General features: G+C 44.2%; 15 protein-coding genes and 1 riboswitch. Of the genes, 8 read left to right on the top strand and 7 right to left on the bottom strand.

From position 1 onward, the window contains the following. The 4 genes from ACEW9O_RS01200 to ACEW9O_RS01185 all read right to left on the bottom strand — a co-directional run. The coding region (locus tag ACEW9O_RS01200) for an alpha/beta hydrolase (protein ID WP_373548288.1) at positions 1-753 on the bottom strand (753 nt) is incomplete at its 3' end. Between the two features lie 134 nt (positions 754-887). After that, positions 888-1,295 (bottom strand): DM13 domain-containing protein, encoded by a 408-nt coding sequence (locus ACEW9O_RS01195; protein WP_373548287.1) that lies wholly within the window; start codon positions 1,293-1,295, stop codon positions 888-890. Between the two features lie 119 nt (positions 1,296-1,414). Next, positions 1,415-2,311: a GTPase Era gene (era, locus tag ACEW9O_RS01190; protein ID WP_373548286.1), complete on the bottom strand. Its 897-nt coding sequence runs from the start codon at positions 2,309-2,311 to the stop codon at positions 1,415-1,417. A gap of 67 nt (positions 2,312-2,378) precedes the next feature. Further along, positions 2,379-2,981, bottom strand: coding sequence for a hypothetical protein (locus tag ACEW9O_RS01185; protein ID WP_373548285.1), 603 nt, complete (start codon positions 2,979-2,981; stop codon positions 2,379-2,381). A gap of 210 nt (positions 2,982-3,191) precedes the next feature. On the opposite strand from ACEW9O_RS01185, the gene ACEW9O_RS01180 reads away from it, so the two are divergent. The 4 genes from ACEW9O_RS01180 to ACEW9O_RS01165 all read left to right on the top strand — a co-directional run bounded on the left by ACEW9O_RS01180 (position 3,192) and on the right by ACEW9O_RS01165 (position 14,041). Beyond that, the gene (locus ACEW9O_RS01180; protein ID WP_373548284.1) at positions 3,192-3,716 is read left to right on the top strand and encodes an AAA family ATPase; all 525 of its coding nucleotides are present in this window, start codon (positions 3,192-3,194) and stop codon (positions 3,714-3,716) included. A 184-nt stretch (positions 3,717-3,900) separates the two neighbouring features. Continuing rightward, positions 3,901-3,993, top strand: a riboswitch (TPP riboswitch). Between the two features lie 223 nt (positions 3,994-4,216). Then, the gene (locus tag ACEW9O_RS01175) at positions 4,217-6,634 is read left to right on the top strand and encodes a TonB-dependent receptor (RefSeq protein ID WP_373548283.1); all 2,418 of its coding nucleotides are present in this window, start codon (positions 4,217-4,219) and stop codon (positions 6,632-6,634) included. Positions 6,635-6,812: 178 nt separating this feature from the next. Continuing rightward, on the top strand, positions 6,813-10,886 hold the full coding sequence (locus tag ACEW9O_RS01170; protein WP_373548282.1) for a T9SS type A sorting domain-containing protein: 4,074 nt from the start codon (positions 6,813-6,815) through the stop codon (positions 10,884-10,886). A gap of 260 nt (positions 10,887-11,146) precedes the next feature. Continuing rightward, positions 11,147-14,041 carry a CHAT domain-containing protein gene (locus tag ACEW9O_RS01165; RefSeq protein ID WP_373548281.1) on the top strand — a complete coding sequence of 965 codons (2,895 nt, stop codon included), beginning with the start codon at positions 11,147-11,149 and terminating at the stop codon, positions 14,039-14,041. A gap of 7 nt (positions 14,042-14,048) precedes the next feature. Here ACEW9O_RS01165 and ACEW9O_RS01160 read toward each other — a convergent pair whose 3' ends face one another. The 3 genes from ACEW9O_RS01160 to ACEW9O_RS01150 are packed head-to-tail and all read right to left on the bottom strand — an operon-like array spanning position 14,049 to position 16,292. After that, positions 14,049-14,948, bottom strand: coding sequence for a hypothetical protein (locus ACEW9O_RS01160; protein WP_373548280.1), 900 nt, complete (start codon positions 14,946-14,948; stop codon positions 14,049-14,051). Continuing rightward, positions 14,923-15,702, bottom strand: coding sequence for a hypothetical protein (locus ACEW9O_RS01155; RefSeq protein WP_373548279.1), 780 nt, complete (start codon positions 15,700-15,702; stop codon positions 14,923-14,925). The genes ACEW9O_RS01160 and ACEW9O_RS01155 overlap by 26 nt, the downstream gene beginning before the upstream one ends. Further along, positions 15,693-16,292, bottom strand: a complete 600-nt coding sequence (locus ACEW9O_RS01150) for an RNA polymerase sigma factor (RefSeq protein WP_373548278.1) — start codon at positions 16,290-16,292, stop codon at positions 15,693-15,695. Before ACEW9O_RS01150 ends, ACEW9O_RS01155 begins: the two co-directional genes overlap by 10 nt. Before the next feature lie 277 nt (positions 16,293-16,569). Here ACEW9O_RS01150 and ACEW9O_RS01145 point away from each other — a divergent pair, with 277 nt between their 5' ends. The 4 genes from ACEW9O_RS01145 to ACEW9O_RS01130 all read left to right on the top strand — a co-directional run bounded on the left by ACEW9O_RS01145 (position 16,570) and on the right by ACEW9O_RS01130 (position 26,695). Next, positions 16,570-17,172 (top strand): hypothetical protein, encoded by a 603-nt coding sequence (locus ACEW9O_RS01145; RefSeq protein ID WP_373548277.1) that lies wholly within the window; start codon positions 16,570-16,572, stop codon positions 17,170-17,172. 54 nt (positions 17,173-17,226) lie between these two features. After that, positions 17,227-19,434, top strand: a complete 2,208-nt coding sequence (locus ACEW9O_RS01140) for a pre-peptidase C-terminal domain-containing protein (protein ID WP_373548276.1) — start codon at positions 17,227-17,229, stop codon at positions 19,432-19,434. A 413-nt stretch (positions 19,435-19,847) separates the two neighbouring features. Beyond that, positions 19,848-20,327 (top strand): response regulator transcription factor, encoded by a 480-nt coding sequence (locus ACEW9O_RS01135; protein WP_373548275.1) that lies wholly within the window; start codon positions 19,848-19,850, stop codon positions 20,325-20,327. 32 nt (positions 20,328-20,359) lie between these two features. Beyond that, positions 20,360-26,695 (top strand): pre-peptidase C-terminal domain-containing protein, encoded by a 6,336-nt coding sequence (locus ACEW9O_RS01130; protein ID WP_373548274.1) that lies wholly within the window; start codon positions 20,360-20,362, stop codon positions 26,693-26,695. The last annotated feature ends 59 nt before the right edge of the window (positions 26,696-26,754 follow it).

Here is a 26,754-nt window from a genome sequence, read left to right as displayed (position 1 = left end):
AGAGGAAACCCCATAAATTTTTTGAATATTACCTGTTTCATTAGCCAAAATTGTCGACCAAGTTAAGCTATAATCAGGAAAAACATCATTTACCCATCGGTCTTCAATGTTGTAACTTGCTTGGGTTTCTCTTGCTACTACTCCTTTTACTCTGCTGGATTCTCTTAAAACAGGGTCGCTGCTTGCAGCATTCGCAAAGTCATTATTAAACGCAATCCAAAGAGAAGTGCCTGCACCTGCTGAATTACCTGCCAAAATAATTTTATTTTTGTCAATCTTAAAATCGCTTGCTCGATACCTGATGTATTGTAAAGCTCTTTTTACATCAGACATCGGTTTTTTAATCCCCTCTGTTTCTCCTGTCGTGCTTAACAGTGTGTAACGAATAGTTGCAAAAGCAATATTGTTTTGAAGTAAAAACCTAATGTCCGAGGGGAAATCCCAAGCACCGCCCGACTGAACAGAATACACAAAATTCTTATCGCCACTCGTAAATCCCCCACCATGTACATATATAACTAACCCGGTGGGTGTGTTAGAATTGGGTAGCCATATATCGAACTGCGTCCTTTCTTTGTTGTCATAGGCAATGTCTTTTGCAAATTTTGCATTTACACCTTGCAAGTCAAAAGGCGATTCCGAATAGGTAATATTAGAAGTTGGATTTACAGGATTGTCATCATTTTTATCACAACCAAATGTGAACAAGACAAGGAATAAAAAAGCAATGCTTGTTTTTTGGTATGTCCCCATATTATTTTTGTTTTTATGGTTGCTTACAACATCAAGCCCAGTAAACGTAAGTTTGGTTCAGGCCAAACTTACGTTTACTGGGCTTGATGTTGTAAGCCAATTGCTCATAGTTGATGGCTCACAGCTTACCACTGTCACTTCAACTCCGCCGACCCAAACAGCACCGAAAACGCTTTGCACCAGATCAAAACAAACTTTTGAGATTTAATATCGACATTATCTGGAACAGCGATCCGTACATTGCCCAATGACAATTTGCTTGAAATTTCGGTGAAATCGTCAGCCTTGAGCGAGGTAGCAAGGTAAATCCGAAGGTCAGGACCACTATCAGCTTTAAGATTTTCCAACAACAGGAACCGCTTACCGTCCTTGTCTTTAATCAATTTCGCGGTGCCGGAAGCAGTATGCTGGCTAGAATTTATGAAAGAACCAGTAGCTAGTACCTGATCCGTATCAACTGGAATTATGGCATCATCGGCAACGTTGGGTTTGGAACATGCAAAAGCAAGGAAGCTTAGGGCAATAATAATCGACTTGTACATAATGCTGCAATTTTAATAAGGAATTGAATTTTCATCCCCCATTTAACGGTAATGTTGTTTGCTTTGTTTCTCTTTGACTTGTCGCGGCTGAAACAGTTTAGTTTGATTCTCAAAGGTTTTTACTTGTAGCCAAACTGCTTGAGCAAAAAATCATCGTTCCGCCAGTTGTCTTTCACTTTGACGAAGAGCTCCAGGAAAACCTTTTTTTCCAAAAACTTTTCCATGTCCAGGCGGGCATCCGTGCCCAGTTGTTTGATTGACACTCCATTTTTGCCAATCAAGATGGATTTTTGCGTATCGCGCTCCACAAAGATGGTGGCAGAAATACGGGCTATTGCTTTGCCACCAACCGTTTGGTCTTCTTTAAACTCCTCGATGATCACCTGCGTTGCGTAAGGAATTTCCTGATGGTACAACGTCATGATTTTTTCCCGGATGATCTCGCTCATAAAAAAGCGCTCGGGTCGGTCGGTCAATTGGTCTTTGGGGTAGTATTCCGGGCCTTCGGGGAGGCTTTCTTTTAAAGTGTTCAGCAACAAGTCGGTGCTGATTTTTTTCAATGCTGAAATGGGGATCACCTGGGCGTCGGGCAATTGTTCGGCCCAAAATGTTTTCAACTGCTCCAATTTCTCCTCGTCTACCAGGTCAATTTTGTTCAAAACCACAAACATGGGAATGCTGATTTGGCGACGCAATTGTTCCAGGAGTTGATCGCCCGCCTTGTATTCTTCCAGCACGTCGGTTACCAGGAGCATGAGGTCAGCATCCTCGAAAGTGGACTGTACGAAGGAATTCATGGCCTGGTGCATCTTGTAGGCCGGTTTTTCGACTACTCCGGGAGTGTCGGAAAGCACCATTTGGAAGTCCTCGCCACTCAGAATCCCGATGATCCGATGGCGGGTCGTTTGAGGTTTGTTGGTGATGATGGACATTCGTTCGCCCACCAGTGCGTTCATCAACGTGGATTTGCCCACATTGGGATGGCCGATGATATTGATAAAACCAGAACGGTGCATATGCTTACTTCTAATGCGAATGATAGGTAGTTACGTTTACTAAACTTTTAAAGTTTAGTAAACGTAACTATTCTAAAAGATCCCATCCCTGGGGCAGCTGCTTGATCCGTCCGTTGACCAATTTATCCAGGATATGGTAAATGTCGCTGGGCTTGAAGGGCCGCCAGTTGATGTTGTTGAATTCGGGGCCAAAGTTAAGGTAATATTGGAGTTTGTTGTCTTTCATTTCTTCATAAACGTGCTTGAGCGAGTTGATGATCACGATCCAGCCATCTTCGTCCTTGATGTCTTCGTACCATTCTTCGTAGTAGTCGTTGTCGCCACTGTGGTAATTGAGCACGTTTTCGCAGATCAAAATGTAGCGGTAAATGCCTTTTTCGATCATGAAATCCACCAGTTCACGTTTGAGGTAAATGCTGTCGTCATAGAGACAGTCGTTCCATTCGCCGATCATTTCGATGATGGCGTACCCCTCATCGTAATCAGCGTACAATACTTTTAGGTACAGGGTTAGAGAGCCAATGTTGTCCCATTGAGGATGAATGTAATAGTTGTAAATTTTATTGGTGTAATAAAGCTCGCTATACTCGCGTCCGTAAAAGGGCGAGTTAACGTCTTCAGCAGCCACGTAGTCATCCCGCCAGCGGTAGTATGGTTCGATGTCTTGCACAGTCGTGATTTTTTTTTGGAAATGTACGATCAAAACGATTAAAATGGGGAAATAGTTGAGGGAAGTTGATAAGGTTTAGGAAGGTTTAGGCTACCGCAGCGATTTTGACAATGTCCTTGTCTAAGCCACTGCGGTAGCCTAAACCTTCCTCAACTTCCCTCAACCTTCCTCAATTTTTCTTCTTAACTTGGTCTTTCACAATCAAAATCAATGTTAAAAATAGGCATCACCGGTCCTGAATCTGCTGGCAAAACTACCTTGGCCAAAGCACTCGCTGTCCATTACAAAACGGCCTATGTGCCTGAATTTTCGCGTCTTTACCTCGAAAAGCATGGCCCTGGGTACGATGAAGCCGACCTGCTCGAAATTGCCAAAGGCCAGTACAGCTGGGAGCTCGCCTACGCCCGCGATGCCAAACGGTTGTTGATTTGTGATACGGATTTGTTGGTGATCAAAATTTGGTCGGAGGTGCGCTTTCAGGAATGCCACCCCTGGATTGAGCGGCAGTTGCACTTGCATCCTTACGATTTATTCTTGCTGTGCAAACCTGATTTGCCCTGGGAAGCGGATCCACTGCGGGAAAATCGGGATGATCGGGAGGATTTGTACCAGCGCTATTTGAAGGCACTGCAGGATATGAATGCCAATTTTTTTGAAATAAGTGGTTTGGAGTTCGAACAACGGCTGGCGCTGGCGGTTTTTAGTGTAGATCGGTTTTTAGGATTTGCAGGTTAAGAGGAAAGTTTTAGCTTTGCGTCCGGTCGCTGGCTCCCAGCTCTCCTCCCACTTCCCACAGATAAATCTGTGGGGTGGAGCGGTAGGTGGCCTCCCATGGATAAATCCATGGGTTGGCAGATAACCTTGAGCGATGAAAGGCCAACACACCCACACGATCACACTTCACACCCACACCCATTTTTGTTCTCATTTGGGGTGCCCAACCGAACGGGCTGAGATCATACCCATTGAACCTGCCAGGTAATTCTGGAGAGGAAAATGAGCACCTTCGACAAACTTGCTTTACCGCAAGTCCCAGGTGCACGAAGGTATTACACCGTCGAACCCCTTGATGGTGTCTTTTTCAATGTAAGGTTGAGAAAGTTGAGAAGGTTGAGAAAGTTGAGGCTGCCGCAGCAATCCTTGCACTTCGGCTACGCTCAGTGACCGGGTCGCTGCTGCAGCCTCAACTTTCTCAACCTTCCTCAACCTCACTCAACCTTCTTCAACATTTTTTCATGAAATCCAATTTTTTGATGCTCGCATTGCTCTTTCTGTTGAGCAGCAGCGCCTGGGCGCAAGTGAGTTTGCGCGGCAAAATTACGGACGCTACTGGCCAGGGTTTGGCCGGAGCCAATGTCTGGTTGGAAGGCCTGAAAAGAGGCACCACCAGTGATCGTTTTGGCGGATTTAGTTTGCCCAATTTATCTGCCGGGACTTATCAACTGGTGATCAGTTACGTTGGCTATCAGGATTTGGTGGAAACCGTAGAGCTAAACAGCACCCACGAGTTGAATTTTGTGCTGAGCGAAAAAACCTACTCCATGGATGCATTAGTGGTCAAAAGTACCCGCTCTGACCGCAAAACCCCCATGACTTACAGCAACTTGAATGCCGAACAAATTGGCAAAAACAACCAGGGTCAGGATGTGCCTTTTATCCTGCAATGGACTCCTTCAGCCGTGGTTACTTCCGATGCGGGCACTGGCATTGGCTACACGGGCATCCGCATCCGGGGCACTGATGCTACCCGCATCAACGTGACCATCAACGGGATTCCCCTGAATGACGCCGAATCGCAGGGGACTTTTTGGGTCAACATGCCGGATTTTGCCAGTTCCACCAATGATGTGCAAATCCAGCGTGGGGTAGGTACGTCTACCAATGGCGCAGCAGCATTTGGGGCCAGCATCAACCTCAATACGGCTAAGGTCTATCAGGATGCCTATGCTGAGTTGAACGGTACAGTGGGTTCCTTCAATACCTTGCGCAGCAACGTGCAGTTTGGGACGGGTTTGCTTAAAAGTGGCTTCAGTGTGGATGGGCGTTTGTCCAAAATCAGTTCCGATGGTTACATCGATCGGGCGCGTTCTGATCTGAGCTCCTACTTCGTGTCAGCAGCCTGGACGGGCAAAAAGCAACTCTTGCGTCTGAATGTATTTTCGGGTCATGAAATCACCTACCAGGCCTGGAATGGGGTGCCGGCCAACTTGATCAATGACCGGGAAACCCGCACCTACAACTCGGCAGGTACCGAAAAACCCGGCGAGCCCTACAACAACGAGGTGGACAACTACCGCCAAACGCATTACCAGCTCATTTTTAACCGGGCCATCGCTCCGGCCTGGAATCTGAATTTGGCCCTACACTACACCCGTGGGCTGGGCTTTTATGAGCAGTACAAGGCCGGGGAATCCTTCGCCGACTACAACATCCAAGCCCCCAATGACTCCATCAGAACGACCGATTTGGTGCGCCAACTCTGGCTCGACAACGACTTCTACGGCGGCGTGTACGCGCTAAGCTACAATAAGGGTAAAGTTGACTTCAGCATCGGCGGCGGCTACAACATCTACGATGGGCGGCACTACGGCAAACTGCCCTGGTTGCAGTATTCTGGCGATTATGTGTTGGGGGACAAATTTTATCAAAGCACTTCTTTGAAAAAAGACTTCAACGTATACGCCAAGCTCAATTACCAATTGGCGCGCAGCTTGTATGCCTACGCCGACCTGCAAGTGCGCTCCATCAACTATACATTGGAGGGCAACGACCGCCAAAAACGCGACATCAGCCTGGAGGATCAGCTGGGCTTTTTCAATCCTAAATTTGGCTTTAGTTACCTGCCCAACAGCCATAGCACTTGGTATACTTCCTTTGCGGTAGCCAATCGGGAGCCTAACCGGGACGATTACCTGAGTGCCTTGTCCAACTTCCCGGAGCCTGAGCGTTTGTACGACACCGAATTGGGCTACAAATACGCAGGCAAAAAAGGGGTACTGGAGCTGGCCCTCTTCCACATGTATTACCGCGATCAACTGGCAGTAACCGGGCAAATCAATGACGTGGGATCTCCAATCAAAATCAACGTTCCCAAAAGTTACCGCTTGGGGCTTGAATTGAGTGGCGGCTATCAATTGAATCCAATGCTGCGCGTCCAGGGTAACGCTGCTTTCAGCCGCAACAAAATTGTAAGCTTCACCGAATACCTCGACGACTACGATGCTGATTTTAACTGGTTGGGCCAACAGCAGTTTGTACGCGAGCAGGCGGATTTGGCGCTATCGCCCAATTTGATCGCAGGCGCGGAACTTGCTTTTTCGCCGTTCCAGCGGGGTAGCTGGGCGGATAAACAAAGTTTAACTTTGTCTTTGCTCACGCGCTACGTTGGGCAGCAGTTCATCGATAATTCCGGCGATGTAAGCAATACCCTGAAGGCTTATTCATTTAGCGATTTGCGGGTTGTCTACCAGCACAAAGGGCAGTTTTTGCGGCAGCTGGAGCTAAGTTTGTGGGTGAATAACTTGTTTGATGCGATGTATTCCTCCAACGCCTGGTCGTATCGGTACATTTATGCCGGGCAAGGTGCGGTGGATCAGGGATTGTATCCGATGGCGGGAAGGAATGTGATGATTGGGGCGAAAGTGAGGTTTTAGAATTTGGCTCGTCCTAAAATCATGTCCTAAAATAGGTTTACATTAAAATCGGCTCTGTTTCAATGGTGAAACGGAGCCGATTTTAGTTTTAAAAACAAAAAATCCTCCCACCTCTCCAACACAAATCCCCCCAAAGCGCGTTTTTTAATCAGGTCTACTAACAAAACACCATCATACCATGAGACTACACTTACTTGCGATCTTTAGCTGTTTTGTTGCTGTTTACTCCCTCCATGGTCAACAAATCTCTATTTGCACCAAAGCGAGAACCATTGCATGTGACATCACCTACCGGGACAGTACCGATTTTGAAACCAGCCTCAGCAGCAATTATCAGTGTAGTGAAGGGGGTTCTTTTTTGGGCAGAGAGCGGGTCTACAAATTCACTTTGATTCAGCCACGGAACATCTTCATTTCCCTACAAATTGCCGAGGCTGGAGTCGATCTGGACTTGTTTTTGCTGGGTTCCTGCGTTTTGAGTGCAGATGCCTGTTTGGCGTACAGTACCTCAAATACCCGAAAAGAACAGCTTGTACAATCCTTGGAAGCAGGCACTTACTACATTGTGGTGGATGCAAAATTGGCCGAGGCTATCGGGAGTTATCGACTCAAGCTTACTTGTGTAGACAACATTTGTCAGCGCTCCATCTCCTCCATCATCTGTGGAGAATACAGAGCCAAAGAAAACCTGGACAACACCCTCAACCTGATTGACGAATACCCCGGCTGCCTGAATAAAGTCTATTCGGGGCGAGAAAAGATTTATCAAATTGATCCCGGTTCCAATTCCAACATCCAGGTGGGTTTGCATGTAGACACCAGCAGTAAAAAAGAGTTTGATTTGTTTCTGGTGCAGGTGGATGAAACCTGTTATGAGATTACCTGCCTGGCGCAAGCCACTGCTTCGGCGATCAAGGGCAGTAAATATTTATTCAGCAACCAGCTTAGTGGCGGCACCTATTACCTGATTGTTGATTCTCAAGAGTTTTATACCTCGGGGGAATTTTCCATCGATGTTTCCTGCGCAGACTTGCCTTGTACTGGTTTGGCTGCATTGAATTGTCAGGCTCCGCTGCTTGGAACCACCAGCATTGCGGCCAAAGACCGCAGCAAAGTGAGTCTTTACCGGGTTCGGCAAGAAAATGCCCCCGAAAAATATTACCCTGGACACGCGGGGCCTGAGAAAATTTATTCCTTTGAAGTCTTTGAACCTCAGAATGTCACGTTAAAAGTGAGTCAGCCGGATGAGCTCAGGCCAAAAGACCTGAGCCTTTTTGTACTCAAAAGTTGCGACAAACTAGATGCCGTTGCAGCAAGTTCGACCCGAGGCAGTGGCACAAAAACGCTTACCGTTTTTCTCAATCCCGGCACTTATTACGCCGTGGTGGATCAGTTTTTAGGTGTCGATGCCTATAAATTTTCGCTGGATATTCAATTTACCCAGGCTTGTACCAATATTTGTGATTACGGTGGGGCTTTTATCTCCCGAGGGACTACTTTTTCCAATGAGTTGTCGCGTTCAGAAGTTGCTCCAATCTTACTGTATGAGGATCAATGTGTGAAAGACGCATTTGGCAATTTTTCAGCTGGAGGGAAAAGATTGTATGCTGATGTTTTTTTGTTCAACAATGAAGCAGCACAAAGCCCAATCGTATTGACTTTGAACGCTAGCAATGGCACTCAAACCATTCGTGGTTTTATCCTGCGCTGTGATTCCACGGCAAAAACAAGTTGCCTGGGTTTTACCGAGAATGGCAGCCTGGATTTAGGCCCAAGTGCCGCAGGTTTTTATTATGTCGTCATCCTGGATACCCAAAACACGCCTTATACCTTTAGCATCACGCCCAAGGGTGTTTGCGAATCCAACCCCGAGTCCATTCCGTTGAATACAAACATTACCCGTACCGTCAGCGGAAAGAAAAACGATTTCAGCATCGGCAGCAGTGGTTTCACTGGGTACAACTGTTACAGCGGTGCGCGTACCTATCAGGGCGAGGATGTAGCATTCCAATTCACGGTACCTTCCAATGTTTTAGCCAATATATCCCTGAGTTCCAATGCGGCGATGGGGCTATTCCTCTATGGCTACACTTGTGGAAAAGGGTGCCTCGATTATACCCAAACCGCGATCGGTGGAGGAAGTGGAGAAATTAAGGATTTTCCGCTCAGCCCAGGGACGTATTATTTGATTGTGGACAAAAACGACCTGGCTACTGAAAATAGCGAATTCAGCATCAGCATCAATACCCGACCGGCCATCGCTCCTCCTTTTTTCCTGGCCTACGATCCGCTCAATTCTAGTTGTGTACAAAGCAAAAGGAAAGGGCACAGCCTGGAAATCAATAAAAAAGCAGCTGCCAATCAATTGACGGCAAGTGATCGGTTCTACCTTTTTTCCGAACAATTGAGCCCCCAAGCCCGAGCCATTGAGAAGTATTGGGAGCCCAATGCCAGTGGGGAAACCATAAAAATGGATGAGCTCAAAATGGACTCCCTAGGCGATGCGCAAAAATGTGGCTTCAGAGACCGCGATTCCATCTTTATCTTCCTTGAAACAAACGACAAAGACCAACAATACATTCAAGAAATTCTGCCAGAATATGCCGCGCCTTTACCCAGCAATGCGGTCACGGCCAAAGGCGTATACAAACCTGGAGGGGTAAGTTTAATCCAGGCCTTTCGCTTCATTCGGCCCCGGCATTTTGCCCTCAGCACCACTCAGCTCATCGTCAATCCCAATGAAAATGTCACCCAATCAATCGCATTGAAGACCAATGTTCGATTTAGGGTCAAAGTGGAACCTGCGGTGGATTACATCAAGATTATTGACTACCAAGGTATCTATCCAGCCGAAGCAACTGAGCTTAAACTATCCATCGCCAAAAACAGCAGTGGAAAACCGCGCGATCCGGTGAAATTGATTTTCACATCGGCTGACAGTCCAACATACCGCGCCGAAGTGCTCCTCCAAGAGAAACAATGTGTGCCATTTGTGGCCAGCATTGTGGCTAGCGAATCCACCACTTTATGCCCCGGAAGCTCCATTACCCTAAGTGCCAGCGTCAATAACGGGAGTTTGTCCGACTACATATATTCCTGGAACAATGGGTCAACGGCTGCTTCCATCGAGTTGAATGATTTAAAAACGGGTACAAGCGATTATGTGCTTAGCATCACACCCAAAAATGAAAGCATTTGCGAAGTAAAACCATTGACTCAAACCATCACTGTATTGGCGCGGCCCAATGCGCCCCTTGCGGTCAAATCAGAAGTGGGGGTGTGTACTGGTCAATTGGCCCCGCTGCTATCGGTGGCTCCTCAAGCAGGAGTAAGCACCAATTGGTACAATAGCGACAATGAACTATTGCCCGCGGTTGACGCGATCCGATTTCTGCCCAGAGTAAGTCAGCCTGGGGTGTATACCTATTATGTGGAAGCGCAAAGCAGCGCGGGTTGCATCAGCGAAAATCGTACACCCATTACACTGAGCGTCTATCCGGCATTTACCCTGGCCGCCGATCCGGTAGAAAAAAATGTTTCTTGCAAGGGAGGAAGTGATGGCATTTTAAACATCCAAATCAACGAACTTGGGTACAAAAACCTCACCTATCGCTGGTCCGACAATGGGACGGGCAGCCGCCGAACCGACCTCAAGGCGGGGCCTTACACGGTTACCCTGAATTCAGGATCAGGCTGCGCTCAGGAGTTTTCTGCCGTATTACAAGAACCCGATTCACTTAAAATTGCCGTTAAAAGCATCAAAGCGGATACCAGTTCAAAAAACAGCGGGGGGATTGAGGTGGTGGTAAATGGGGGCACTCCTCCTTATGGCTATAAATGGTTTCGAGAGGGGCAATTGTTTAGTAGCACCCAAAATCTGGTCCAGGCCAGCACGGGCAATTACCAATTGGAGGTAAGGGATCAAAACCAATGTGTGCGGCTAAGTCCGATCATTACCGTTCCGAGGGTGGTGTTGAGCTCTGGTAAGGAGCATCCTTGGGCGGCGCGGATTACCGTTTCTCCCAATCCGACGGATGGGGTGATTAATGTTGCTTTTGATTTGCCGGAACGGATGGAGGTGGCTCTTGAGATTTTTAATGCGTTGGGGGAGTTGGTGGTGAAATTGCCGAGGCAGTGGGTGATGAAGGGGGGTATTCAGACGGAGATTAAGGGAGTGGGGGCTGGGGTTTATTTTTTGAAGATTGGATTTGACGGGGGGATGGTGGTGAAGAGGGTTTTGGTGGGGAGGTGATGTGGGACGAGACAACCGGGCCTGTCAAGATGTAGTAAATCCTCTTTTGACAGGCCCGTATCATTTTTCAATTAAAAAATAAGCGCAGATTCTAGCTCTGAACCACAATTTAAAAATATATTGCAGAAATAAATTTAACACTTAATCTAGTGCATTAATCTTCCTTCCCTAATTACCAGAACATCCGTAAAATAGAGTTACTTCATAAATATGCTTGGCTGTGTAGCAGTGCTGCAAAATCAAGGTGATAATATATAAACATGCAGTTGTTTTCGTACTTAAGATTTAGCTTGGGTTTAGGCATTTTATTGTTTCTGTTGCAATGCAGCTCGGAACGGCCATCGAGTATCCCGGATGTTTTTCGCAGTAGTTTTTTCTCGGATCGTTTTAAGGTTGTAGAACAAAAGATGTATGCCTTGGAATTTCCGCAGGCATTACAGCAAGTGGAGCAACTGATTTACAAATCTGAATTACTAGTTCCCGAGCAAAAATACGCCTATCTACAAGCCGCCTTTTTAAACCTTTCCCTGGAAAAAACCAAGAGGGGCCTTGCCTGGATTCAACGATTCCGTAACGCATTTCCAGATAGTACAAAGTGGAGCGTGGCAGTTAGAGCCCACTATCATTTGGTAAAAGGGATGGCTGAATACCAGGAGTTGGAGTTGTTTGAGGCAAAAGAGGAGTTTTTAAAGGCGGTCCCTTTGTTGCAAAAAGTGTACACGAACAACCATTATTATGTAGCGGTGGGATTGACACAAATGGGGCTGGTGTTGTTTGATATTGATCATACACAGGTGCTGGTGAATGAGTACATTGAGCAAGCAGAGGCGATTTATCAGTATAACCCTTCTTTAGAAAAATTTGCCTGGGAAGTGTATCTAGGTAAGGCCTTACAATCAATCAATGATCATGCCTATCAAAAAACACAAAGCGCAATTGCCCAAGCTTTGTACCTCTATCAAAACTTACCATTCAAACTACCCATTTTCCATGGTCGATGTTTATTGGCCATGGGGAATGCCTTAAAAAAACTAGCAGATCCCATAAATCGCGGGGCCAGTAATTATGACAAGGCTGACAGTTGTTTCCATTTAGCTGTTCAACTCATTACCCCTAGTAAAAGTATTCGCCTTCAGGAATGTTATCGAGATATTTGTATTTTATGTGTACGGGCATCATACAACCAGCCCTTTAAACAAAACCTCCAGGCATTAAAGACCCTAATCAAAACACAAGGCCGAGATATATTTGGGTTTCCTGATCGTTTAATAGGGTTCAATAATTACATACAAAATAATGCTGATTCGACGCATGAAAGTAACTCAACTAAAACTGGCACTTTCTCGGTTATCCATTCATATGAGCAATTTTTAAGAAAAAATACTAATAATCCTTACCATCGTCGCCATCTGGATGAAGCATATTTTTTCCTGATGCGTACCTACGCACGTTTAAAAAACTATCCTAAAGCCATTTATTATTGCCAAAAAAACATCCAATTGTACCAAGTCGAACGTCAAAGTGCAACTTACCAGCCTATTGTCGGAGTCCCTATGGATACGAATGAAGTAGCAGCGTGGATTGGCTGTGGTTGGCAGGCGGGTTTTCAACTCCAGTTGGCCAAAATCTCCAAAGGAATAGCTCAAGAGCAAGCTTTAAAAAGAGCCCTGAATCTTTTCATTTTATTTGATGCTCACTTTTTCAACAGTATCTTGAATAACCAGGAAGATGCCCTAATCGGTTTTCAAAACGAGGTCGCCGACATAATCTATCAGAATGCCTTAGAAGCTTGTTATGAACATTATCTAGCTACCAAAGATGAAAAATCCATAAACTTAGCTTTGCGTTTTAGCGAACGTAGCAAATCTCATTTGTTGTACCGAGATATGCTCAAACAAAATCCTGATCAAGTAGCAAAAAGGAATGCTCTCCGCAGCTTACAAAATGAGTGGAACAAGTTGTACTTCGTTTTGAGTCAACAATCGGAACGCAATAATAAGGAGCTATTTCGGCAGTTAAACCAAGTAGAAAAAAAATTGACCGATGCTTTGGCTGATATGCGAGTTGATACCCTGGCTTATCACAAAAAAATTGAACAACCCAGCCACACCCTCGCCCAGATCAAAAGGCAAATTCATTCCAACCAACAAGTTATTCATTATGTCTTGGGTGAGCAGCAGGTGTATGCCATTGCCATCAGCAAGGAAAAAACCTGCTTTGTAAAAACGAACACGGATAGTTTAGCACATTTTGTTCAGCGTTTTTTAGGGGTAATGGGTATTTCTGGTTTTCCCAGCGCTATTCAAAACCAACAATATCTCCTTTTAGCGAATACTTTATTCAACCATCTAATCAAGCCTCTAAAAGCTGTAATTACCGATTCCAAAACGACTATTATCGTTCCCGATCAATATTTACACTTATTGCCCTTCGAAGCTTTGCTAGAAACACCAATCACTTCATCGGAAAATCTAAACTTCAAAACCCTCCCCTATTTTCTGTGGAATGGCCCAATTGTGTACACCCCATCATGGAAAGTGTATGCTGAAAAATCAAGGCGGGATTTCAGTAAAATCAGCTCAGGCCAGGCATCCTTTTGGGCGGCTTCGGACGTGTTGCAAACCCAGGAGTTAAAATCGACATTGCGTAGAATGTATGGGCAAGACTTACAGGTTTTTGAAGCAAAAAATTGTAAGCGTGATTTATTTTTGCAGCAGTTGCCTCAACTGCAAGGGCTGGTACAGCTATCCGTACACGCGGAGAGCAGTCTACAAAATCGATTGGACAATAAGTTTAAATTTCCAAGCGACAACCCAAGCTCGGGATACCTCTATGGCTTTGATTGTAGCGCGTTGTCTCTGGACAAAATTGATTTGATGGTACTAGCCGCTTGTCAGTCCAATTTTGGGCAAACGGGAGGTGAAGGTACTTTTTCCTTAGCACGGTCTTTTACGCAGGCTGGGGTAGGCGCAATTGTAGGGACACTATGGAGCGTAGACAATGGTACAACCAATCGTTTGTTGGATCGGATGTACCATCATCTGGCAAAAAAAAGGCCTTTAGAGAAGGCTATATGGTTAGCAAAAAAGGAATTTGTTACAGCTAATCAATTTAATTTTCCTAGCTCTTGGGCTGGTATAGTATTGACAAATTAATTTCTTCTCACTTTGTTGTTTTAACCAATCTAGCATCCATTGTGGTGTAAACTGCCCATTTATCGATATATTCATGCGAAAAATCAATGGCGATCAAATCACACTCCTTAGCTTCGTCAAACCAGTTAATAAGATAAGCTCTACCGTCTTCATTATCAGGGACAATATGATAAACAACAGTATTGCTTGAAAGTAACAATGGAATCGCAAATGCGTTTCCCCATTTTCCTGGACTAGGATACCACCTAGCTGTTTCACCTCTAGCCCTTCTACGCCGCATACCTGAATTAACGGAACGGTGCATAGTTCGTAAAGTAGTTGAAAGATCTGGGTCACTAGCATCTATATAGAACAAAAGATAAGCGGATTCAAAGGAAGCTAACGATGTGTGCATCAAATATGCACAGGCCTTTGCTCCGTGTTGCTTATTCTCTTCTGGACTTGCTTCTTCAGAAAATGCACTCATACCTTTAGGCAAAGCCCTCTGACACGGGTGATTTACATCATTAGATTCATTGATAGTATGAATTAAATCAAATTTACCGCTTGGTATAGATAACGCGTTAAGTTTAATTCTTTCTAGCGCTTCTTTATCAGGAGAAGTTCCAACAATAATTGGTTCTATTGCTAGTTTAAATACTTCTGGGATAATTATTGAGGTATCTGAAAAGTATTTTCCAGTTGATGGGTTATTTAGCATCTCAAGGATATTGACATTTTTTATATCCATAGCAATAACTTCTTTTACCAAATTCGCCCCTTTCTTCAATATACAACGTTTCAAAAGAGGATGGTTTGGTAAATTATCAAAATTTCCCAATGACACTTCGCCTACAGAGTATCTGTTGATATGGTTACTAAAAGGTACCATTTTAGGTCTCTTACTTCTTTTTTGATTTTCTTTCATCAGGTGAATTAAGTTTTAGTTGTGCAATTAACTTTCTAATCTGGCTATGCTTGTGATGTTGAAATGTACTCAAATGTAGTAGGATATCTATTGCAAGTTTCTTCTCCCCCACTCCCAAATACCCCAGCGCCAAATACCACTCCACATCTTCCCGAATCGTTTCAAACCGGGCAGACTTCGCCAATTGTTCCAAAACCGGAATGGCCTTTTCTGCCTGATTGCTTCCCACCGCTGCGATAGCGGCATACAACAAATACGTACTGTCCTGAGTCTCCTGAAAAAGGGTTTGCATGGCCTGTTCGGCCTTTACATAGTCGTGGTCTTCTTCATACAGGCGGATGGCCTCTTGGGGGCTAGTCCCCAAGGTGGCACCGTAGTAAGGAAAATGGTCAAAAGCGGCCTGTGCGATGGCTTGGTTTTCGTTGAGTTGGGGTTTTCGCTCCTTGCTGAGTAGCCAAATGGCCAGTACAATCAGCAACGAAACCCCGATCAATAAAATCCACCATTTTTTCCACCAGGCTGGTTTTGTCAGTTCCAGGGCTGGCGCTTTTTGTTCAAGCTGAGCCAACTGATTTTTCCATTGGCGTCGTTGAATGTCGCGCAGTCCTTTTTGTAGTTGTTGCAGTTCATTTGCGGCCTCACGGAAATCGACATCTGTATTGAGTCGTTCTTCCAGCGCGTTACGTTCTTGTTCCGCAAGCTCAGCCTTCCAATAAGTCTCCAGCAACGTTATGTCTTTAGCATTTAGTTCCATAGCCCAGTGTTTTTTACGCGATCAAACACTTTTTCCCGCAAACGGTCGATGCACCGACCGTATTGCACTCTTATTCCTCCTATTGCTGTTGCCAGAGCACTTTCGTCTTGAGTATTTTGACTGGGGTTTAGCCAGCTGTATATCGCTTTGTACGACAAATCTTTGAGCACACGCAAGTCTATCAGTTCCCGGCATTTTTCGCCCAAATTGTCGAGTTCCGCTTGAATGATTTGCAAAAATGCTTCTTCATCATTTGCCTCATTTTCTGCGGCGGTGTTGGGAAGCAGCTCTTCTGATTCAAACTTCAATTGCTTCGTTTGGCGATTTTGCACCAAAAGCAGGTTCCGCCCAATTCCTTTCAACAAAGGCAACCAGCCTTGGCGAACTTCCTGAATTTTGCCGATCTGGATACTTTCCAACAACACCAAAAAGCTTTCCTGATAGAGTTCAAGCACTTGGTCGGTCGAAAGATTCCATTTGTACGCAAAGTTTTGGCAGAAGCCCTGGCGACAAAGCAGGTATACCTCCTCAATCGCCCGGTCATCACCTGCACGAATGCGTAACAGTAGTGAATTAGCGTCTTGCATCATAGAGTGATCGAAATAGGGAAAATGCAACAGGGTGAGTCTTATTTTTTTTCGGGCCAAAAAAATCAGCAATTTTTTTTCAAGTAGATGTTGCGTTTTGATGCTTTTGGTCACTTAAGGATAGAAAGCAGTGAAATCAACATTTGAACAACAGGTGGCTCACTACTTTCTAAAGTAAACATAAGCAAAATTTAGCAACTCAATCTTTTGTGGGCGAAAGAAATTTTATACACAAGAGAAGAGGTACAGAAAATATTTTTTAACCCTAAATTCTTGAACTATGCCTATCAGAGTAAGATTAGAATTTGATGAAATTAGAATTCATCGCGAAAGGAAAAGGTGGAACCTTTATTTTATTGTGGTGGCTGATCATCCCATTGATCAAGATCGCAGGATTATCAGCATCATCCCAAATGACACCATGAAGTTGTCGCCTGCTCAGGAGAATTCTTATGTATTTGATAGTGGTCCAGGTTCTGAAGGTTTGTTTATATTCAGCCAGGAGATGCCCATTAGTCGAGCAATCAATGCGCATGTATACCTGAGGCATTCTCGCCAAACAGCTCGTAGCTTTGGGGCTGTACTTGCTGAACTAAGCGATTTATTAAAAACAGATGCAGGTGTAGACCACATTATTGAAAAAAACCTATCCGGAGTAGCTAATGTACCTTGGATTTCGATTGCTAAAACGGCCATAGAAAAATTAGGGCAAATCCTTGCCAAGATTCCAGACCGAGATATGGGTTTTTTGAGTGTATTTGAGCGCTTTGGAAACGAATTTGAAATTCAAACTGATATCGATCGGTACAAGGAATTTACCACTGGTGAGGCATCCCTGGTATACAGTTGGTCGGTGGAACAGGAAGTTGAAATTCCTGCCTAACAAAAAATTGAACTAGAACAACACCCCTTCATCAACCTCTTAAACCTAAGTGTCATGAACACATTATTGCGTATATTCATTCTTCTCTTACTCCCAATTTGGGCAATCGGGCAAACTGACGACACAAGCGTATCCATCGACCCAGCTACACCCAAAGCAGGAATTCCATTTACGGTTAAAGCAAGCGTCTGGCACCCAAATGGTTGCCTGAAAGCTATTTCAATTACCAGTATAAGCGTTTCAACAGATGGATACCTTGATCTACGTATCTCCAGGGAGATTTCAACAGGCCCATGCACTCAAGCTACTGTTGTGGTGTCCGCTTCAAAGACCATAACCATAAATAGACCAGGATCATATAAAGTCCGCATAAATGGTGAGGTATATCTTCAGGCTGTACACAATGACTGGGCATGGGTCTTAGAACCTTTTGTTTTTACAGTCGAAGGTGCCAATCCACAAGGGCCAGGACGCCCCCCCATATGTTTAGGAGGCCCGAACGGACTGTATAACGATTTTGCTAATGACTTCCCTGACCAAGGTGGCAATGGACTCGTTGCCTGGTGTAATAGCCGTTACAGTACCAATGATCGTTGGCGGTTATGGAATAGTAGTGTCAATGATGCTCCAGTATATTGGGGAATTGAGACCGGGATTTTTGCCAATATAGGCACGGGAGTAGATGTACTCTACAACCTGGGGGGTAAAACAACAGGAGTTTACGAAGTTGACATTGAAACCAATGACCGGAACGTAGCGTTCAATTTTCAATATTCATACAATGCCCCCGGAAATTGGGCATTTGAAGTCTTTTTGACCGAAAACAACACAGGTTCCATTCGAGTCAATCAAAACACCATAAAAAATTTCTCTTTCCAGCCCATTGTCGGTCAAGGTTATGGCACATTTTCAAGGGTTCCGATGAAATTCATCGTTGACTTAAATCGAGATTTGGTCACCATGTCGATCAATGGAGTAAGCATCCACTCCTGGCGTTATAGTGCCGGATCGTCCAATATAACAAAGGGCCTCGGTGCCATCAATTTTTGGGGAAGCGACACCTACAATTATGCACTAATTGATGCCTGTGTAAGCGAACAAAGCACTGGAGGCCCCAGTCTTCAACCATGTGAAAGGGCTACTGCTTTGCAATGTGATGTACCCGTGTCGGGGAGCACAGTAGGGGAAAGCAACAATTTTACCTCCACAGATTACCGTAGTTGTTATGATGACTACAGTTTCAATGGCAATGACAAGCTCTACAAATTTACACTCCCACGCAGCACCAAGGTCAATCTACGGTTGAGTCGACTTTCTGAGGATATTGATATGTTCTTGTTGAGTTCATGTAATCCGGCCAGTTGTATAGCTTACAGCATCAATGGCAGTACCAATGCTGAAATCATCAGCGCAAATCTTTCTGCTGGGACCTATTATGTAGTAGTAGATGGGTATCGTGCCGGGGAGGAAAGTAGTTTCTTACTGCATCTGGAATGTGAAACTGCCCAAACCGAAACCTGCCCTCAAGCCATCCCAATCACCTGTGGTCGCACAGTAAGTGGCAATACCATGAATGGCACGGCACAATTTACTATCAATAGTTATCAAAATTGTTACGCCTCAAGAAGCAGCTTTAATGCCCGTGAACTGGTATATAAAGTCCAAGTAAATTCCACTTCGATACTCGACTTGCAACTTTATGGCCATAGTCGTGATTTGGATATGTTTCTTTTGACCGCTTGTCAGCCTACCCCACGCTGTGTAGCCTCTAGTACCAATGGGTACAATTACAATGAACGGATTCGGGTACAGGTATCTCCAGGCACCTACTATATCGTCATCGACGGGTATAATAGTACTGAAGAGGGTGCCTTCAATCTCAGTGTGAATTGTGGCAACTATGTCGAGGGCGTTGCTTTTGAGGAACTTAGTGCTACTCCAGGAGATAAACCAAGCTTGAATGAGCTAACAGGCTATAAAAGTAAAAATCAAGTCGGTACCACACGAGTCAATTTACACAACACCCCTAATCCTTTTAATCAACAGACTGCAATTGTGTTCGACTTACCTGAATCAATGAAAATTGATCTCCAGATATTCGACACTCAAGGGCGCAAAGTCCATCATGATCAAGGAGAGTTCTCAAAGGGGCTTAACCGTTGGGATTTTCTCACGCCATCAACCATGGTTCCTGGGCTCTATTATTATCGGATACAAGGAGAAGGGGTTATTGAGTCTAAATCAATGATCATTAGTCATTGATTGGTCCCATGGAAATTTATGGAGGCGAGCTAAGCCTCGTCTCTATAAACCCTCAAAAATTATTTTAATTTTAATTCATTCAAATTCACCAAAAATAGTGACAAACGGTGTAAATTGAACATTGTAGTTTTACCATTATGTATTGACTCTAATTATTGTATATCCCAAAAATAATATTCCTGTAATTTCCCATTAATCTTACATCTCGATCTTGAGTAAGGTAGAATTTTTAAAACCAAAGTCTAACACACCAAAGATTAACAAACTAATTGTCAATACTTAAAATTTACTAACAAAATAATTATTGCAGTCGTTTCCAACGATCGCACCTCATTCTTATGCGAATATTAATGCTTAATGCCTCGGTGGAATTTCATTCCAATTGGAAAGTTTTGCTAAAGAGCCATAGTAAGATGTTTTGGGAAGCTCCGATTGAGCAACTCCAAGACACCGAAACTTGGCAGGAGCGACAGCCCGATTTATTGGTAGCACCATTACCAATAGATTTGAAATACAGTAAATGGATCCAGGATTTGCAGGATCACATTTCGTTCCGCTTGTTGTATTATTCAAGTGATCTCAATCTGGATGCCCTGGATAAGGCCTGGATAACTCAACCTGAAGCCATACTCATTGATCCAATTACCGAAGCACAAATGATCGCCACGCTGCGGCTTATTCAACTCAATCTGAATAATTTATCCAAAAAAAACATCCAGGATAAACTAAAACAGCTGAGCCTTCGTGAGCAAGAAATCGTGCAGTTGATTCGAAGAGGATTGAGTAGCAAACAAATCTCCGAGCGCTTATTCATCTCAACAAATACAGTAAACACCCACAAACGAAGGATCAAAGAAAAGCTGCAAGTAAAGCGATTTGCAGAAATAAGTTGACCCACAAAATAACAATGCTAAAAACAAACATTATGCTTAGACTTTTCCTCTTGGTATGGTCATTCATGTCCATCATTAATTTGACCGGGGCACAGACAGTCACCGAGGTTATTGTTGATCCTGGCACACCTTTGGTTGTTCGGGATTTCAGCATAACCTTAAAGGGTTACTTTCCCAACGGTTGTTACACTGGTGCCACCATTACAAAAGTAAGTGTAAGTGGAAGGTACATTGATCTTGATGTAGCGGTTAGTCGTACAACGAATACCATTTGTACACAAGCTTTAGTACCCTTTGAAACCTCAACAAAGCTAAGGGTAAATGATCCTGGGGAATATGAAATCCGGACAAATGGAATAAATTTGGAATCCCCACAATATGTTGTCGTAGATGAGGAAGGGATTATATTTGAAGGTTTGTGTACAAAGGCTATCCCGATTAGTTGTGGGAACACCATAAATAGCAGTACTTCTTCGGAAACAAATTCGATATCCAGTTACAATTGTTTACCTTCTAGTTTAGTCGGTCCAGACAAAGTATATTCTTTTACCCTTAGCCAAGCAACGACGGTTAATGTCAGAATGGCTATCCAGGCATTAGGGCTTGATTTGGATGTATTTATATTTGATGGCTGCAGCGGGGAAGTCCGTAATTGTGTTGCTGAAAGTAGTGCAGACAATCGCAGTTCCAATCTGGAAAACATCAGCACTTATCTGGAAGAAGGAACTTATTACATTGTGGTAGACGGTCAATATAGCACTTCCAGAGGCTCCTTTCAATTGTCGTTGAGCTGCAGCAATGTAAACACTGGCGGGGGTGGCGAAGGAGGAGGGGGTTCTCCGAGTAATATTTGTGAAAAAGCCACTCCTATCAATTGTGGGAGTACTACTTCTGGCAGTACCAATTCCGAAACCAATATCATAAGCAGCTACAATTGTTTAACAGCGTCTACTTTAGTTGGCCCAGAAAAGGTTTATTCCTTTACACTCAGCCAAACGACTACGGTAACTTTGGACATGAGTATACTGGCTCAAGGTCTTGACCTTGATCTTTTTTTGCTTTCCGGGTGTGGTAACAATTCATGTATTGCTGAAAGTTCAAGTGATAACCGATTGTCCAATAAAGAGGTTATTTCAAAAACCTTAAACCCAGGTACTTATTATATCGTCATTGATGGTCAATTTTCTACCTCCAGGGGTTCCTTCCAATTGTCTTTAAATTGTGGCAATACCGGAGGCGGTGGAGAAGGTGGCGGGAGTATTTGTTCCAAAGCCGTTCCCATCAGTTGTGGCAATACGGTCAATAGCACAACTGTAGGCGGAACCAATCAACTGCAAAATTATGACTGTTTGGGTGGGTTTACTTTAGTTGGCCCAGAGAAAGTGTATAAATTCACTTTAACTCAAACCACAACAGTTTCAATCGCTTTGGCCATTCAAACCTCCGGTCTTGATTTGGATTTATTTTTAATGGGAGATGTTTGTAACTATTTTTCAGGAGAGAATGATGTTTTTAAAGTTTCCGGTGACATCTGCATTGCTGAGAGTTCTTCGGACAATCGCAGTTCCAACCGCGAGAATATTACTAAAACCTTAGGCCCTGGCACCTATTACATTGTTATTGACGGGCAATTTTCTTACTCCCAAGGTGCATTCCAGCTATCACTGGTTTGTGGAGGCAATGAAGGTGGAAGTATTTGTTCTAAGGCAATGCCCATCAGTTGTGGCAACACCTTAAACGGCACTACAGTCAACGAGAGTAATTTGCTCCGGGAATACGACTGTTTAGGAGGATTTACCCTATTGGGTCCTGAAAAGGTATACAAATTGGTCTTAACCCAGCGGACTTCGGTAAGTATTGACCTAGCCATCCAAAATGCAGGTTTAGATCTTGATTTGTTCCTTTTAGGTGATGTTTGTAACTATTTTTCAGGAGAGAATGACGTTTTCAAAGTTTCAGGTGACATCTGTATTGCCGAAAGTTCATCGGACAATCGCATTTCCAATCGGGAAAACATCACTCGAATCCTCGATCCTGGAACCTATTACATCATCGTTGATGGGCAATTTACCACTTCGATGGGGGCCTTCCAGATCTCCGTAAGTTGTGGGCAAAACGGGAGTATTTGTGAAAAAGCAACTCCGATAAATTGTGGAACTACCTTGAGTGGATCTACTGTTGCTGAAACAAACATTCTTAGTTCCTACAATTGTCTTACTGCATCGACTTTTGTTGGGCCAGAAAAAGCCTATAAGTTTACGTTGAGCCAACGTACTCCAGTTACCATCAATATGGCCATCCAAACTTTAGGGTTGGATCTGGACCTTTTTTTATTGAGAGAATGTAACAATATTCAATTTGGCGCTACAAGTCAATGTGTTGCCGAAAGTTCTTCGGACAATCGCACCACTAACCAGGAGGCCATTACAATAACCCTTGATCCAGGTACTTATTACATTGTAGTAGATGGCCAATTTGTCAGCTCCGCAGGTGCTTTTCAGCTTTCTGTTAATTGTTGTGAACAAGCTCAAAAAAACTACAATTGTGGTTCAATTTCCTACCGTTATACTGGTACGGGAGGAAGTTTGAAATTTGCCTTTAGCAGTACCCAAAGTATAGCTCCAGGTCGAAGATGGTTGGTCAACAACCAAGAAATCAGCTACGCGACTGGCAATAATTTCGAGTATACTTTTCCTTCTGTTGGCAACTATGAAGTTTGTTTTCCATACATCAATGCCAGCGGTTGTTTAGAATACTGCTGTTACAACGTCTATGTCAGCAACCCTTTTGAATGTTTTGATTTCGATTATTTGTACAGTCAAACTTCTGATGGGTTCCAGTTTCGGCTCAATCGTACCGGAGCCAGCAACATCAGCTGGATTGTAGATGATACAGGCCAAGGCTTGGGCAGCGGCTCAACCTCAAATTTACTGCCACGACCTGGTACTTGCGTTTTCCGCACCATCACCGTCAAATACTATTGGAATGGCCGATGGTACATTTGCTGCCGGACCATCTGGTTGTGTAATCCTTTTGATTGCTACGACTTTGACTATCGCTTCGTATCAAACGTCGAATCCAGTGGATATCAATTTGACTTAAACAAACCAGGTGCGAGCAACATCAGCTGGATTGTGGATGATACTGGTCAAAATCTTGGAACTGGCAATGCATCATCCTTGTTGCCTGTTCCGGGAACATGTATTCGTAGAACAATATCTGTACGTTATTTTTGGAATGGCCGCTGGTACATTTGTTGCCGGAGTATTTGGTTGTGTAACCCTCTGGATTGCACCCCCATCGTTTATCGTTACGTCCCTAATCAAGGGTTCCAATTTACTTTGACGGAGCCAGGCACCACTAGTCAAAGCTGGACCATAGATGAAACGGGACAAGACATTGGAACTGGTTTAAATACCCAATATGTACGGCCGCCTAGTAATTGTGTGAATTATACGATCAGTGTCCGTTATTTCAAAAATGGAATCTGGTATTTTTGTTGTTTGCGGATTCGACTCTGTGATCCATTGTCCTGTAATGTCATTCGTTACGTCACCCAATCCAATGGATATGAGCTTACCCTGGATGATACCAACGCGGAGCAAATCTCCTGGCTGGATGACGACAACAACAGCCAGGTTTTGGTTACAGGTACTCCGACGACCGTTGTTCCACTTCCGACACCTTGCCGTGACCGACTCATTTCAGTACGTTACTATGATCCGATCAGTCGTACCTGGCGATATTGTTGTGTATTGATCAAATGTGGAACACCCCCACCGAGTTGCACCAACGACAATTGTAACCTCATTGCCTACCGGTACTTTGAAAATACTGGTTTTCAGTTTACATTGAGTCAAGCTGGGGCTTCAAATATCAGTTGGTCTGTACTTGAAACCGGGCAGCAATTGGGAACAGGGGTGACCATTGGGGGGTTGCGGCCATTGGCCGACTGTCAAGTCCGAACCTTTGTTGTTCAATACACTTTGAATGGGCAGGTCTATACTTGTTGCAGAAAAATTTGGTTGTGCAATCCTTTTAATTGTAATCCAATTATTTACAAATATTCAGAGCAAGGATACCAATTCACGCTCGATGAGCCAGGCACCTCCAATCAAACCTGGACCATTGACGAGACCAATGAAGACATCGGTGAAGGTTTGATCTCAACGTTTGTACGACCACCAAGCAATGGCAACTGCATTACCCGCACCATTAGTGTTCGTTACTATAAGAATGGCACCTGGTATTTCTGCTGCCAACGCATCGTAATTTGTGATCCGTTTAACTGCCAATCTTTGGTGTACAATGTTACTGGCTCCAATTATGAACTATCACTGGATGATGGCAATGCCAACCAGATTGTTTGGCTAGACGACAACAACAATGGTGCCGTACTCAACCAAAATGTAAGAGTAATCAGTGTGCCTGCGCCTACACCTTGCGTTGATCGCATCATTTCGGTGCGCTACTACGATCCAATCAGCCAGACCTGGAGATACTGTTGTGTCCGAATTCCATGTGGCCAACAGAGCTGCCAGCTATCCGTAAGTCCTAGCACGCTAAATTTCTCCAAAACAGGAGGCGAACAAACGGTAACAGTTACGGCCAATTCAACTTGGAATGTGGCAACACCAAGCGTTTCGTGGCTTAGAGTAACCACCTTATTAGGTACAAATTTGTTAAGAATTCAAGTTGATCCTAATAATTCAACCCAAGCAAGATCTGGAACAGTTTCACTTTCATGTAGTGGAAACCGGGTTAGCATTCAGATCAATCAAGAAGCAGGCGGTTCTGGGGGCACAGGTGGTGGTACTCCTCCTTGGGGTGAACCTACTTCTTCTTTACTGAGTCATACGGTTGCGGTGCTACGCAATGTTGATGCAGAGGTCGGAGGAAATCCATTACAAGTTGGAGATTATTTTGGCTTTTTCTATAAAGCATCAAACGGTACGCTGGTTATTGCTGGCAAAAAAATCTGGGAAGACAAAAACACCTTGATCACCGTAAATGGAGATGACCCAAGTACGCCCAATGAACAAGAAGGGTTCAAGGATGGAGAAGTTTTGGTCCTCAAAGTTTGGCGTGCCGCAGATCAACAAGTTTACGACGTAAACGCTGACTATCTCTCTATTGGCACTGCCATTGGCAATGCGTTTGTTGACGCAACGGATAAATTCAAAAACCAGGCACTCAGTGCAATTGGTAAACTTCGCTCCGGAAACAATGCCACCCATGACATTCTCCTGAAGAAGGGCTGGAATCTGATTAGTTCAAAGGTTACTCCGCAGGCTCCCGATATGGAGGTGGTTTTCCAGCCTATTATTGATCAAATTCAGTTGGTGAAGTCTATATCAGCTTCATTCGTTCCAGGATTTTCCAACGATTTGGGCAATTGGGACATCTTACAGGGCTATTTTGTCAAAGCCAAAAATGATGTCACCCTTTCCATTCCAGGTAGCAGAATTGACCCAAATCAGGTGTCCATTCCACTCCGGGAAGGTTGGCAGATTGTGCCGTACTTCTGTGACGTAAACCGACCTGTTGGTGAAATATTTTCCGACCCTGCCTTAGGCATTACAGCGGTTAAAAGTTTGACCAATACCTATATTCCAGGCTTTTCTTCTCCTGATGAGATTTGCATGCAACCAGGGCAGGCCTTTCAGGTACAAATCCGCAACGGAACCAAACGTCAGTTATTGCTGAATTGTGGTGGGGCAACTTGTACTGCGTTGAGAGACCCAATTGTACCCGAACTACGCGGTGACGAAGCCCAAGTCATTACCGCACACAACGCGTCTATTCTGTTTTATAAAGAATTATTAACTCAGCTCCCGATCGAATCTGTAGTTAAAGTTTGGGATAAACAAGGCGTGCTACGTGGACAACAAACATTCACTGGTCAAAATTTGCAGGTTATCATTTGGGGTGATGATCCCTATACTCGTGAAAAGGATGGCCTCTGGGAAAATGAAGCATTTGAAGTTCATTTTGTAACACCTGATGGCAGTACGCTCAAGTTGGAGGATCTCAACGTTTCATTGCCCTCTTTGACTTATCGTACCAATGATTTGATTTGGGCAAAAACGAGTAGAGTGTCACTTCCTCTGCTCCGGTCAAAGGTATTATTGGCACCTAATCCAACTCAAGAGAGCACTTGGTTGCATCTTGATCTGATCCAGAGCAGTCAGGTGATTATCGCTGTAACTGACGTCCAGGGGCGCTTAATTCGCCCAGAGCTTAAATTGAAACTCGATAAGGGGCGTCACAAAGAAGAGCTACAACTGGCAGACATCAATCCAGGTGTCTACTTGGTCAAGGTAACCTTTGCTGATTACAGTCAAACCCATCGACTCATCATCCAGTAATTTGAGTTTTATCGTGGAGCAAATGTGAATAAAGCATTTGCTCCACACTTCTTTTCATC

Origin of the sequence: Haliscomenobacter sp. (assembly GCF_041740695.1) — a bacterium.
In the GTDB taxonomy this organism is placed as follows: domain Bacteria; phylum Bacteroidota; class Bacteroidia; order Chitinophagales; family Saprospiraceae; genus Haliscomenobacter.
Note: the sequence above shows the minus strand (reverse complement) of the source record. Positions and strands in the feature narration are given on the sequence as shown.

Excerpts from the sequence above, each read along its gene's own strand:
- ACEW9O_RS01145 (WP_373548277.1), top strand. The coding sequence starts at position 16,570 with ATGCCTATCAGAGTAAGATTAGAATTTGATGAAATTAGAATTCATCGC.
- ACEW9O_RS01165 (WP_373548281.1), top strand. The coding sequence starts at position 11,147 with ATGCAGTTGTTTTCGTACTTAAGATTTAGCTTGGGTTTAGGCATTTTA.
- ACEW9O_RS01180 (WP_373548284.1), top strand. The coding sequence starts at position 3,192 with ATGTTAAAAATAGGCATCACCGGTCCTGAATCTGCTGGCAAAACTACC.
- ACEW9O_RS01155 (WP_373548279.1), bottom strand. The coding sequence starts at position 15,702 with ATGGAACTAAATGCTAAAGACATAACGTTGCTGGAGACTTATTGGAAG.
- era (WP_373548286.1), bottom strand. The coding sequence starts at position 2,311 with ATGCACCGTTCTGGTTTTATCAATATCATCGGCCATCCCAATGTGGGC.
- ACEW9O_RS01130 (WP_373548274.1), top strand. The coding sequence starts at position 20,360 with ATGCTTAGACTTTTCCTCTTGGTATGGTCATTCATGTCCATCATTAAT.
- ACEW9O_RS01195 (WP_373548287.1), bottom strand. The coding sequence starts at position 1,295 with ATGTACAAGTCGATTATTATTGCCCTAAGCTTCCTTGCTTTTGCATGT.
- ACEW9O_RS01150 (WP_373548278.1), bottom strand. The coding sequence starts at position 16,292 with ATGATGCAAGACGCTAATTCACTACTGTTACGCATTCGTGCAGGTGAT.
- ACEW9O_RS01135 (WP_373548275.1), top strand. The coding sequence starts at position 19,848 with ATGTTTTGGGAAGCTCCGATTGAGCAACTCCAAGACACCGAAACTTGG.
- ACEW9O_RS01170 (WP_373548282.1), top strand. The coding sequence starts at position 6,813 with ATGAGACTACACTTACTTGCGATCTTTAGCTGTTTTGTTGCTGTTTAC.
- ACEW9O_RS01175 (WP_373548283.1), top strand. The coding sequence starts at position 4,217 with ATGAAATCCAATTTTTTGATGCTCGCATTGCTCTTTCTGTTGAGCAGC.
- ACEW9O_RS01160 (WP_373548280.1), bottom strand. The coding sequence starts at position 14,948 with ATGAAAGAAAATCAAAAAAGAAGTAAGAGACCTAAAATGGTACCTTTT.
- ACEW9O_RS01140 (WP_373548276.1), top strand. The coding sequence starts at position 17,227 with ATGAACACATTATTGCGTATATTCATTCTTCTCTTACTCCCAATTTGG.